We start from the raw sequence: 12,332 nt of genomic DNA, 5'->3' as shown, positions 1-12,332 counted from the left end.
GATTAGAAGTTTTGATTGATGTATTTGTACTTGTGGATCTTCAGGACATTCTGATCCTGATCGCGGACAGTAAATAAGCGACCAAACGCATCATATTCGAAATGTGTCCGGTAGCCCGTTTCGTCGATTACGGTGGTAGGACCGAAAGGCTGCTCATGAATGAAGATCTTCAACTGCTGATGCTGCGTTAATCGAGCCTGCAAGGCAAGAAGTTTAGTCAAATAATTACCTCGATTATTCAGATCCTTGAACCATCCACGGTTTACCCCTAGCGCCGACAAGTGTTCTGATAGTTCGGTCTCGGAAACATTGACCAGAGACGCCACCAGATCGAGACCATTGTAGCCCCATAAAAAGGTGTTCCGTATCTCCTCAGAATCATTGGCGGTATTACTTGGAAACGATCTGATTTCAGTGATAAGATAATCTCCATCATAGGAATTGGTAAGTTCAACCGGGTAATGTGGGTCAAGAGTAACCACTTCAGCAGGCACCTCTGATGGATCACGATTCCAGGCAGCGTAGGATAGAGGGCGGTTACCCTGATACGTCAATCGCTCTCCAGAAACTTGCTCGCCATCTACCTTGGTTACTTGCTGCTGGATGAGTGCAGGCCGGTCAGCAAGACGTATCATAGAAGATGAGATCACTTCTCCTTCACTATTGGTTGTTTCTGTTCCGGTTTGGAAATGATGATCATCCGAATCGTATTGGTACTGAACCTCTGAGGAGATTGTACCATCATCTTCGTATATAAAACTAGTTGTCCGGTCCAGATAATTCCAATTGGTATTGTAGTAATAATAATTAGACTTATAATCCGTCTCCGCACAATCACTACAATCTCGATGTACCACTTTTAGGGTCTTGAGCGCAGTGATAAAAAGATCTCTATCGATCGGCGCGTCCTGATAATGATTGACTTGTAATCGCTTCAGAAGCAATTCTCCTCCTACCAATTCAAAAGTTTTAACAGAATCGGTTTTCCCATTCTTAAAAGTCAAGTCCAGGGCAGGTACAAACGGCTCCTCCTCTGGCTGGACTGGCATCTCGTTGACGAAACCGTACTCGACCATGCCATTCATCTTCTTGTCATTTCCAATGGCCGCATTTTTGGTCCAATCAGGTGGCGCTGGATTGAATAACCCACTGTCCTTGTCTTCATTTCTGATTTTATAGTGCTTCACCTTCGTATACCCGACATGGCCACCACTCATCGTCGCTATAGGAATCGCCGGAGAGGAATTGATGTTGATGTAAAGCGACATGGCATTGATCTCACAAGGATCCGCCAGGTCGGCATTCCCCCAATGAAAGTTGTAATCGAAAGGATTGTCTTGGTCAAGGGGTGGAAAATCCTCCCTGGTAACATCTCTTGTATCAATTTCATAGGACCAACTATTGTTATCTCCCTTGATCCATATAACTGAAGTAATGCTAAGCGTATCATCTCCTACGTAAGGCTGAATACCACCTGAACCCGACCCATCCCCAAGATCAGGAGGATTTTCATCAAAATAATCAGTCAAATCCAACCTGAAATGCTCGCTCAGGTAAGCACCGAAATGAGGCAAGGTAAATACGACACCACTGGATTTCTTCCGTGTAGTATCACCGATGGTATATTCATACATATCATGCAGATACTGATCGGATATGGGGTCATAGCTGGTGATCTCTCGTACTCTTAGTCCACCAATTTGGGCAAAATCCATCGCCCGGTATTCATCCACTACCACCTTTAAATCAACAGGAAATCCGTAGGAAACCGCCCTGATGCGATAAGTTCCTGCAGGCAACAAAAAACGGTTGGTTGCTGAAAGATCAATACCTAGTAGTGGAACAGGAAGCGTACTTTCAGCTTTTTCAAGGGTTTGAATGACCCAATCATTGTTGATCAACTTCTCTACATAAAACCCAGAATTCTTTCCTTCCACATCCGGTTCTTCTGAAGACATAAGTAGGGAAAGAGAAGCTTCGTTTTGGACAATGAAGTTCTCAGAAATCCCCGTTTGAGGATTCTCTTCGCTTCCTTCCGAAACATAAAGTTGCAAAGTCTGTGTCTCTCTAAAATTCGGATGTGCTACATCGTGTAGCTCGTAATCGAAACTTGTATAGCCTCCTGTCGGATGTATGATCTTGCTTAAAGTACCAACTTTCGTCTTTTCTAAGTCAATGGATCGGTCTGCGCCGTTTGGATTGAAGTGATAAGCTTCGTCTCTCCAATCAGGCACGAGGTTTTGATTCGAAATTTTTCCGTTGAAATACCCGTAAAAATCCTGTGCCGTAGAATTCAGAGAAGGTACCTGAACCGGTGAGAAATATTCAAACTGCTTGAGGTGTATTTTGTTGCCGGAACTATCAAGGGCAACCTGATCAATACCATCCAATTTCAACTTCTGCTGGGCAAAATAGCTGTGATTGAGCTCGTAACGTCCAATCTTCTCCCCGTTCTTTTTAATGGTGATGGTTTCAAGGGCTTTGCTCCCATTCAAATCATTACGGTCCAATGTGTCTACCCCAAATTCAATCAAATATCCATTGGAAGATTCGATGCTTGCCAATCTTTTTGCCTTCACCGTACTTTCAGTGGTACAGAAACTATTTTGTGGTGAATAGTTATTTGAACGTATCGTCGAAAAGCTGTAGATCTGAAATTGCTCAGATTGCGAGTAAAGTGATTCATACACCTGCGTCTCATTCTCGTAACTAAAATTTACGTATTCTGACCCGTAGCTCATCTTTGTCAGATACCACGCGTTCTGTCGCTCCACCACACCGACTTCCTCAGTACCATTCGGCTGGCATTTCGTAAGGGTAGAGGTATATTCAGCAGCAGTAAACTCATAAACCAGTCCATTTGGCGCAGTTATGGTCCATGAGAAGTCCCCTACAACAGGGTAGTTGGCCTGTCCGTTGGCCGCGGCCGTAAAAGGATGTCCGATATCAAGATCACTTGCACTGAGAAGAACGGGCTCACGGTCCTGGTTGAATACAAACTTGGCGGACAAACCCGGCGCTGACAGATAGAAAACATCTGGTTCCAAATCTTTCTTACCGGAAGCAATATCTTCTACAATACCAGGGGTATTTCCCTCAACAGCACTGGTTTCGCAATTCAGTACATTGTACAAAAAATTCCCTTCTGAATTAAAGTACTGAGCGTTGTGAAAAAAGCCTCTTTCCTCGCCCAAAGCATACTCATCCGGGAGGCCCCGTATCACCCGACTGACACTTCCTCCGGCGTTGAGACTCCATCCTGCTCCAACCCAGGAAGCATGATCGGCCACCTTTAGTCCTGAAGCGTGGTAACTCAGGGAAATGGGCACCGAAAACTGTTGCATTGGAATGGTGAATATCGGTACTCCTATTTCAGGAACACCTGTGTAATGACTGACCGGCACATCAACGTATTGATTGAGGGCGGCCACCGTGGGTGAGGGGGGCACCACATCACCCGATGGCTTCAAACTCTCCTGTGCGTATGACTGAACCGCCCAGATGAGCAAGCCTATTTTAAGTCCGTATTTGAATAAATTCATATGACTCTTGAAGTTATTTTTATATCATGTTAGATTTCTGAGACCTACGATCCTGTAGACAGCAAGCTGGAATTCTTTCATTCTTCCAGTGCTTGAATCCTTGTTGAAAGGTCTGAGTAGTTGTCTTGCATCTGTTTCAGCTCTTTGTTCAAGTCTTGTTTATCAGCATTGAGCTGAATGACATGCAAAGTCAATTCCTCGATCTTTTCGAGCAACAAAGCATTCATTTCAGCCAGTGCTACTCCCTCCGTTTGTACTTCTTCTGCAGAAGGAATATTTGGGAGATGACCTTCTTCTTTGATAAATGTTTCGATCTCAGAAAGCGACTTCAGGTCATATCCTTCTTCGAACACATAATCCGGCCACGGAGCTACTTCGCAGATGATCTCTTTAGAGCGGATGGTGCCATTAACCGAGAGCTTTTGGGTTGGGTCAGCAGTGCCTATTCCGACATTTCCGGAAGTTCCATCAATTGTAAACCTGGCGATTGATCCTGAGTAAAGGCGAAACAAGTTGCTTTCATCGTTTGCGGAAATACTCCAGTGGTTTTCAGCTACTGCAGGAATCAATTTAATTTCCGCTTGCCCTCCATTACCCTGGGCGCGATTTCTTACAATCAATCCAGTCGAGCTTGAAGGAGACGCCCCTAGGTTGTAATCAATCTCTACTTTGGCCTGAGGATTGGATGTACCCACCCCAAAGTTTCCACTAGGTTTGATCCAAACAAGGTCTTGGAATCCATTACCATCGACATTTCGGAAAACAATATCTTTCGAATAGGATGAACCCAGAAACAAAGCATCGTTCCCATAAATCTCATTGCTGTCAATGAGCAATCCGATCGAACCACTTGAAATATTTAAGAAGGCATTTTCCGGTGTGTATTTCTGCCCGAGAGTCGTGGTTCCCCTGATTTCCATTTTACCTTGAGGGGTGGAAGTCCCTACGCCTACTGCGCCATCAATAATGGTTTTTGGTCCCTGGACTACAATACCTCCTTCGAAATCGCCATCGTAGTTTAGAAATAGTCGGTCTGAGGTGTTGTGCACCATGGCCCTTTGAAGTGTCTTTGATCCTGCGTCTCGGGCATTATTCAACCCTAATCTTAGATCAGTACCTTCCAGCAATAAGTTGTGGCTGATCAAGGCATGACCTCTGACTTCAAGTCTTTGAGAGGGTGTCGAGGTTCCAAGTCCTACATAACCATTACTCTCTAGAATAGTCATCTTAGTAGATCCGTCCGTTTGTAACTGCAGGTTATTGTTGCCTAATGAACTGAATACACCTAAGCTTGAATAAACCGGCTGATTAAATAAAAACTTTGATCGATCTGTGAAAATATGGGCCCAGTTAGCATCTCTGGGGCCAAAATCAATATATCCATCAGGGGTGCTAGCTCTATGGCTAAAAGCACCGCTGTAATTACCATATACAATGTCTTGTCCTTGGACACTACTCATGATCATGATGAGCAGGCCAATCATCCAGTATCTTTTCATTTTCTATTGATTTAGTTTTTGTAAGAGTTCGTCTTGTCGTTGATTCTGTTCCTGAAGCTGAATGACATGTAAGGTCAATTCCTCGATTTTCTCCAAAAGCAAGGCGTTCATTTTGGCTAGTGTTACCCCATTTGCTTCCACTTCTTGCGCAGATGGAATACCGGGTAAGTGGCCTTCTTCTTCGATGTATGTTTTGAGTTCTGAAAGGGGTTGAAGCTGGTATTCAGGTTCGAATACATAATCCGGCCAGGGAGCTACCTCGCAGATGATTTCTTTGGAGCGAATGGTGCCATTGACAGAAAGTTTTTCCGTGGGGGTTGTAGTTCCTATTCCTACATTGCCATCACGATCAATTTTGAATTTGACCACATCATCTGAAAACTGTTGAGGGGAACTCCCTGAAGGGAATCGCCAAACTTCAAAAGAATCATTGTGACTTGCAGTACCCGCATCTAATTTCACGGACCATCCGGGATTGTTTGGATCATCCAATAGAAAACCAATACTGTAATCGACAGTCAGGTTCTCACTGATGCCAATGATGTTTGGAGCAGTTGACAACCTACCAATAGAATTCACATCATTTCTGCTAAGGGCTACAGTAGGGTCGTTGTGATGTATGGTCAGTTCTTCCACTGGGTTCGTTGTGCCGATTCCTACAAATCCATTATTTAATATAGAGAACTTACTGGCTCCATCTATTTGAAAGCCTATTCTGGAGGTTGAATTCCCACCCGCATAATTGAGATAAGCATTCCCATCAGTAGATGTGTTCAACTGTAAGTATCTACTACTAGAGAAGGAAGTTCTGAAATCTCCCCTTACTTCAAGTTTTGATTGTGGATCGGTGATCCCTCCGATGCCCAGGTTTCCATTTTCCAGCAACGACCATTTTCTCACATATCCGGTACCATTGTTGTACATGATACTTAGGTTATTTCCGTTCTCAAAGGATCTGGGGCCGGAAAAATGCCAAAACCCATTGGCATTTCTGAGATTCAAAGCGGATGAATGCGTATCATCCCTCCCTATGGTTGCACTGCCCGTATGTGTGTCTTGACCGTGTACATTCAAATCAAGGAAGTACACAAAACACAAAAACGCGATTGTTCTGACTCCTATTGTTCTTTTCATTTTGAATTATTTTGTAGTCTGTTGTTTTGATTAGGCAAACGTTCCAAAAAAATTCAATTCTTTTATCAAGACATCTAAATGCGTGTCAACTTCAAATAGGATTAAGTAGAAAAAATGCACTCAGTTGAGGCATTCAGTTAATCCAGTTGCTCCAGTAGTGCGGATGCTTCTTTTTTAAAGGAGGAATTGCCTTCAGCTAGTGTCTTGATCTTTATTCGGGCATTATCAATATCATCCAGCGCCAGGTCAGTCAATGCGGCGAACCAAAGAATGGTATTGGGATAAACCGGATCTTCAGCAGACAACTTTCCCCAGATCGTTCGTGCTGCCGCATAGTCTTCCACTCCCATGTAAGCCACTGCTAAATACAGTTCGGCAAAGGGTTCTTTAGCTACCACCAATTGTTCCAGGATGGGTATAGCGGCTTTAAAATTACCTTGATTGTAATAGGTCATTGCCCTGGAAGCAAGGCTATCTCCTTCATCTCTGGATGTCATGGCATCTGACAGGGGCTCAAAATATGCTTGAGCTAATTGCTGTGGGGATAAGTCTGGGGAAGTGAAATAGTTAATGGCGAATACTGATAAACCAACCGCAATGACAACAAAAGCCGCTATTCGCCAGTAGACTGTAAATGAAGGTTGACGATTGTCCCTCATGACTTCACCTACCACTTTTTCAAAAGCGGTGATCATAGGGTCTTCATCCACCACTTGCTGTATCCGCTGGTGATGTTGTAGTCTTTCTTGAAGTTCGGGATCATTTTTGACCTGCGCCAAAAAGTCTCTTTCTTCTTCCGCAGAGAGGTTCCCTAACAAGTAGTTTTCAATGAGTAGGTCGATATGTTCCTGCGATTCCTTCACTGTTTTTTCAGTTCCAGGTATCGTCTGTCCTTACTGATCATGTTTATCAGTTCGTTTTTGCATCGAAATTTTTTCTTTCGAGCATGTGCTTCATTATTGAACCCGAAGTACTCCTTTATTTCCGCCATAGTTTTCCCTCGAAAAACGAAAGTTAAGAGTTTTTTACAGGCTTCATCCAGTTTGTTGAAGTAGTACCGATAAAGTTCCAAAGTTTCTTGTTCTTCGATCACTTCTTCCAAATCCTCCACCTCAGGTTGAGTCGAGAGGAACTGCTCATATTTCGCATGAACTCCTTGTCTTCTAAGTTTCTGCAACCAAAGTTTTTTTGCAATCGCAAAAATATAGGTGGTTAATTCGTGATTCAGATGGAACTCGGGATCCTGAATTTTCCGGTACACCGCAACCATGGCTTCCTGAAATACATCCTCAGCATCTTCCTCAGATCCTGAATTTTGCTTCAACCATTGTTTCAAAGCAGGAAACAGTTGATCGTATAATTCCTGGATAACCTGTTTATCCCCTGTTTTGAATGCTTCTATCAATTCTGTTTCGCTTCCTTGGTACCTATCAATGGATCACAAAAATAGTATTTCTCCTCTTTGTATTCCTTACTTGCAGCAGTTCTATATGGCGTTTTTCTGCCCGGATCAATCTGGTTTTCAGCTTTAAAATCGTTCAGCAGTACCTTCCATCTGCCAAACCGGATGTGTCAACTCAAATTCCTTAAAAATGGACTTGGCTTCCTCGACCGACCACTTTCTCCATTCAGGATCAAGGTGATTACCGTACCATTTTCGCGCAAACGGCCAGATCTTGCTGATGGGCTGTACATCGCCTTTGGGCATTTGGTGTTGTGTACACCACTCATCCACTTGTTGTTTGTTCCGAAAGAACAACATGGTGCTACAGGTATAGATCACATTGTCCCAGGCATTTTTCATGGGAATAGGAAAATGCACCACCGGGTCATCTTCGATCTTTCCATCCTTCACGGAAATTTTCAGTATTTCATCCTCTGAACCTAAGGTGGTTTGGATTGTCAGGTCTTCATTTATTAATGCAGCGGCACCTAACGAACACCAGGCGCAATTGCTCCACCACTTTTGACGTTCGGACTGAAGAAAAAAATTGGTTGGTGCCAATGAAAATGGGTGGATCACCCAGACTTTAGGGGCATGTGGATGGAGTACTACGCCATGAATTTCCTGTAATTCCTTCAAGGCAGCGATGGCATCATTCTGGCCCACCTTAAAATGTGTAGCAATAATCTCGAGTTCCGGGGCAAAACCATGTTCAATGATGTGACGAATGAGAAAGTAATGTAGCTCCGAAGTATTCATCGATTTAAACTTTGCCGATTTTTAACTGAAGTGGGAATACAACGTCCATCGTTCCCTTCCATAAAGGAGCAAGTTGCTCAGTCACAGGACCAACAGGGTTAACATGATGTTCCTGTATGTATTTCTGTACAGAGGACCAGGAGTTGAGATACCCTTCCATGGCATCCAGAGACCACTGGACTTTCATGGTCAATGAAGTGTCGGGTAACCTAACCTCTTCAAAAGGAAACGGAATGGTGGAGTAATGCTCATCGATGTGCCGTCTTTCGGGAGCCCAGTAGGAGCCAATTTTATCCGTATAAAATTCCCAAATCACTGTATCGATTTCCGGAGATGTTTGAGACAATTCATAGCACCAAAATGCCAATGTGCCTCCTGGTTTTAATACCCGTTTGACTTCCTCATTGAATGCTTCATGATCAAACCAATGGATCGCTTGCCCGACTGTGATCAGGTCAATAGATTGATCCTTGAAATTCGTTTTTTCAGCTCTACCTACGGAATATTGAATATTAGGCTTTCGAACGGCAAGCGAAATCTGGTTTTCACTTACGTCTGTGGCTTGAACTTCATCGAAATGGTTGGCCAAATATGCTGCAACCTGCCCATTACCGCAACCGACATCCCAACTGGCTGATCTGCCGGGAGTATGTTCCAGAATCAAATCGTAGAGTTCGTCTGGATAGGTGGGGCGGTATTTCTTATAGGCGGAAGATTGCTTGCTGAACAGGTCCTTGGCTGCTTTCATTTGCGTTTTACTAATTCATCCACAATGTCACACATCGCACCTTCAACATACCATAAGTTTTCCTGCGGTTCAAATTGCTTGCTGATCCGGGCATTATCTGTTTCCTGATCTACTCCAATGATGTAACTGTAGTCTCCGAAAAAGTAGGAAGGTTTGAATTTAAGGTCTTCCAAGGCATCTATAGGACCTTGACCATAGGTATCATAGAACTTAAAATCGTAATTGATGCCCATTTCATCCATTGGAAACAAACCGAATTGACCATCACGTCCATGTCCTAAAAATTGCCCAGGACTATATAAATTTTCCAACAAAAAATCGTCTCCGTTTTCCAGGGCTTGATTGCCATTTTCTATTTGTAGTATCCAGCGATCGGTGGGTGCTGCACTGAAGGTCAGATCTTCATATAAAACATTAGAAATTTTCAATACGTCCCGGTCCATGATCACATCCGTGCTCGCCAATACGAAATTCAGTGTCCCACACTTCAAATACCTACCATCAATTTCACAGGTCAATTCAGCGGTACCAAGCATCTCATCGTCGCCTAGTTTAATCTTCAGGAGTTCATCTTCTATGATATATCTACCAGTAGCCACTGCTTCGGCATTGTCATACATCTGAGCCCTGGCATCCAGTCTCGCCATCACTGACATGTCAGCATCCGAAATCCGTTGCAATTCGGTCTTGTAGGTTTCCTGATTGGCAAATTGTGGTTTGATCACATAATCATCGGATGAAACTTTGACTTCACCATCTTCTTCAAATTGAATGCTTATGGTTTTCCAACCACCGAACTCATGATCCTGGCACCGATCGTAGTTTTCATCCAATAGCAATTGACCCATTCCCTGGCCAAAAGCAAGCTGTGAACAGTAGATCAATAGGATAATGCCAAAAAATCGAGTATGCATGACAGATAAATTGATTACGATATTAAAAGAATTTCAGCACACATGGATTTCAGATTTTCAATAAAGTTCGGAGATATCAACTCAAAAAATGAACTTTGTCCATAGAACGATCATCAATATACTATTGGAAATCTATTTCATCCTGGTCAAACCAGCAGTACCTGAAAATGTAGGATTCGTCTGTCGCTCCCTGAAAAACATGGGCCAGTCTCATTTGCGTATCGTAGGATCAGATGCCCATACCCTACAAGGAGCACGTAATACTGCCTATGAAGCGCATGATCTGCTAAATAAGATCGAAACACACGACACGCTTGATGCTGCCGTGATGGACATGGATCTGGTGATTGGTACCACCGGCAAGCCCAGAAAACTGCGCTATGAGGTGGTTCTGAGTGATCAGCTTCCAAATTTCCTAAAAGAAAAGTCGGGGATCTTGTTGAAAGTAGCACTGGTATTCGGGTCGGAAAGCAATGGTTTGAGCAAGGAAGAGGAAAATCGCTGCGATGTGCTTTCTACTATTCCCATGAAGACGACCTATCCATCCATCAATCTTTCACATAGTGTGATGATCTATGCCTACGAATTGTTGAAGCATACAGATCAAGCTAATAAGGTTGTCGAAGTGGATAGCAACAAGGGAGAAGTATCACGGGCCGTCAAGGAGCAATCCAGTGAATTACTTAGCCATTTGAAAATGCAGGAACAACAACCTGGCTTATTCCGAAGGATCATGGATAAGATCGCGCTGATGAACGAGCCGGACACCAGGTTGGTGCTTTCGCTGCTGCGGTACCTGAGGAAAGTGAAGAAAAGCGACAAATAGCAGGCTATTTTCTAACATTTAGATCGCCTGTGCTCTCATTTGTCCGCTGCAAACTCAGCTATAATCATTGATCCAACTATTTTTGTCCGATGCACGCAACAGAATACTTAAAAACCCATCAATCGAGACAATTAGAAGAACTCTTTGAACTCTTGAGGATTCCATCCGTAAGCACCGACTCCAAATTTGCGGATGACGTGAATAAAGCCGCTGACTTTGTGAAAGACAGGTTGCTGGATGCTGGTGTGGAGAACGTACAATTATTCTCTGACGGTCGATACCCAATCGTTTACGGAGAAAAAACCATTGATCCTTCCCTGCCTACGGTTTTGGTTTATGGACATTACGACGTGCAGCCCGCCGACCCTTATGAATTGTGGGACACCCCACCATTCGAACCTACCATCAAAGACGATAAGATCTATGCACGTGGTGCCTGTGACGACAAAGGGCAGATGTACATGCATGTGAAAGCCATTGAGGCTTTAATCCAGACTGATTCGTTGCCCTGTAATGTGAAATTCCTGATTGAAGGCGAGGAAGAAAGTGGTTCAGGCTACCTGAATGATTTTGTAAAAGAACAAGAGGAGTTGCTGAAAGCGGATGTCATTTTGATCTCCGACACCAGCATGATCTCTAACGATACCCCGTCCCTGACGACCGGAATTCGTGGCATGAGCTACATCGAAATAGAAGTGACCGGCCCGAACCGGGACTTGCACTCCGGAACCTATGGCGGTGCAGTGGCTAACCCCATCAACGAGTTGGCAAAACTCATTGCTGATATGAAAGACGAGTACGGTCGCATTACCATTCCTGGTTTCTACGATGATGTAGTAGAGCTCACTGACGAAGAAAGGGCCGATCTTGGTGACCGACCTTTTGATCTGGAGGCCTATAAAGCGGCATTAGACATTGGGGAAGAAGCAGGAGAAACAGGTTACACCACCATCGAAAGAACGGGTGTACGTCCCACATTGGATGTCAATGGCATTTGGGGTGGTTACATTGGAGAAGGAGCAAAAACCGTATTGCCTTCCAAAGCCTACGCTAAACTTTCTACGAGACTGGTCCCGAACCAGAATAGCGATAAAATCACGCAATTACTCGAAGCGTACCTGACTAAGGCAGCCCCTAAATCGGTGAGTATCAAAGTAACTCCCCATCATGGAGGAGAGCCTGTGGTCACGTCTACAACTTCTATTGCTTACCAGGCGGCCAGCGCGGCATTCGAAGAAGTTTGGGGTAAAAAACCAATCCCTACCAGAGAAGGGGGCAGTATTCCGATTGTGGCCCTGTTCAAAAATGAATTGGGTATCGATAGTATTCTGATGGGTTTTGGACTGGATTCGGATGCCATCCACTCCCCTAATGAGCATTATGGGTTGTTCAATTTTTACAAGGGCATAGAGACCATCACGCAGTTTTACGGTCACTTCCTTGAACTGTCCCAAAAGTCGTAAACT

The 12,332-nt window shown here is 43.9% G+C and carries 10 protein-coding genes; 2 read left to right on the top strand and 8 right to left on the bottom strand.

The features are described 5' to 3' along the window. Positions 1-2 precede the first annotated feature (2 nt). From R8G66_34010 to R8G66_33975, 8 genes are all read right to left on the bottom strand, one after another. Positions 3-3,542: an RHS repeat domain-containing protein gene (locus R8G66_34010; GenBank protein ID MDW3197443.1), complete on the bottom strand. Its 3,540-nt coding sequence runs from the start codon at positions 3,540-3,542 to the stop codon at positions 3-5. A gap of 77 nt (positions 3,543-3,619) precedes the next feature. Next, positions 3,620-5,041: a cell division protein ZapB gene (locus tag R8G66_34005; GenBank protein ID MDW3197442.1), complete on the bottom strand. Its 1,422-nt coding sequence runs from the start codon at positions 5,039-5,041 to the stop codon at positions 3,620-3,622. 3 nt (positions 5,042-5,044) lie between these two features. Continuing rightward, positions 5,045-6,175: a hypothetical protein gene (locus R8G66_34000; protein ID MDW3197441.1), complete on the bottom strand. Its 1,131-nt coding sequence runs from the start codon at positions 6,173-6,175 to the stop codon at positions 5,045-5,047. A gap of 137 nt (positions 6,176-6,312) precedes the next feature. Next, positions 6,313-7,038: a hypothetical protein gene (locus R8G66_33995; protein MDW3197440.1), complete on the bottom strand. Its 726-nt coding sequence runs from the start codon at positions 7,036-7,038 to the stop codon at positions 6,313-6,315. Next, positions 7,035-7,580: an RNA polymerase sigma factor gene (locus tag R8G66_33990; protein MDW3197439.1), complete on the bottom strand. Its 546-nt coding sequence runs from the start codon at positions 7,578-7,580 to the stop codon at positions 7,035-7,037. The genes R8G66_33995 and R8G66_33990 overlap by 4 nt, the downstream gene beginning before the upstream one ends. Before the next feature lie 123 nt (positions 7,581-7,703). After that, the gene (locus R8G66_33985) at positions 7,704-8,378 is read right to left on the bottom strand and encodes an alkylmercury lyase family protein (protein MDW3197438.1); all 675 of its coding nucleotides are present in this window, start codon (positions 8,376-8,378) and stop codon (positions 7,704-7,706) included. A gap of 4 nt (positions 8,379-8,382) precedes the next feature. Next, positions 8,383-9,126 (bottom strand): class I SAM-dependent methyltransferase, encoded by a 744-nt coding sequence (locus R8G66_33980; GenBank protein ID MDW3197437.1) that lies wholly within the window; start codon positions 9,124-9,126, stop codon positions 8,383-8,385. Further along, a complete protein-coding gene (locus R8G66_33975; protein ID MDW3197436.1) occupies positions 9,123-10,040 on the bottom strand; it encodes a hypothetical protein in 918 nt (305 codons plus the stop codon). The genes R8G66_33980 and R8G66_33975 overlap by 4 nt, the downstream gene beginning before the upstream one ends. 88 nt (positions 10,041-10,128) lie before the next feature. Here R8G66_33975 and R8G66_33970 point away from each other — a divergent pair, with 88 nt between their 5' ends. Continuing rightward, entirely contained in the window at positions 10,129-10,866 is a 738-nt protein-coding gene (locus R8G66_33970) for a TrmH family RNA methyltransferase (protein ID MDW3197435.1), read from the top strand. 89 nt (positions 10,867-10,955) lie between these two features. Then, on the top strand, positions 10,956-12,329 hold the full coding sequence (locus R8G66_33965; GenBank protein MDW3197434.1) for a dipeptidase: 1,374 nt from the start codon (positions 10,956-10,958) through the stop codon (positions 12,327-12,329). The last annotated feature ends 3 nt before the right edge of the window (positions 12,330-12,332 follow it).

The sequence above is a fragment of the Cytophagales bacterium genome, from assembly GCA_033344775.1.
Classification (GTDB): Bacteria; Bacteroidota; Bacteroidia; order Cytophagales; family Cyclobacteriaceae; genus JAWPMT01.
The sequence above is the reverse complement of the archived record's forward strand: the minus strand, read 5'-3'. Positions and strand labels throughout refer to the sequence as shown.

What these genes read in the sequence shown, in the direction of transcription:
- R8G66_33975 (MDW3197436.1), bottom strand. Translation starts at nt 10,040, where the DNA reads ATGCATACTCGATTTTTTGGCATTATCCTATTGATCTACTGTTCACAG.
- R8G66_33985 (MDW3197438.1), bottom strand. Translation starts at nt 8,378, where the DNA reads ATGAATACTTCGGAGCTACATTACTTTCTCATTCGTCACATCATTGAA.
- R8G66_34010 (MDW3197443.1), bottom strand. Translation starts at nt 3,542, where the DNA reads ATGAATTTATTCAAATACGGACTTAAAATAGGCTTGCTCATCTGGGCG.
- R8G66_33965 (MDW3197434.1), top strand. Translation starts at nt 10,956, where the DNA reads ATGCACGCAACAGAATACTTAAAAACCCATCAATCGAGACAATTAGAA.
- R8G66_33970 (MDW3197435.1), top strand. Translation starts at nt 10,129, where the DNA reads ATGAACTTTGTCCATAGAACGATCATCAATATACTATTGGAAATCTAT.
- R8G66_33980 (MDW3197437.1), bottom strand. Translation starts at nt 9,126, where the DNA reads ATGAAAGCAGCCAAGGACCTGTTCAGCAAGCAATCTTCCGCCTATAAG.
- R8G66_34005 (MDW3197442.1), bottom strand. Translation starts at nt 5,041, where the DNA reads ATGAAAAGATACTGGATGATTGGCCTGCTCATCATGATCATGAGTAGT.
- R8G66_34000 (MDW3197441.1), bottom strand. Translation starts at nt 6,175, where the DNA reads ATGAAAAGAACAATAGGAGTCAGAACAATCGCGTTTTTGTGTTTTGTG.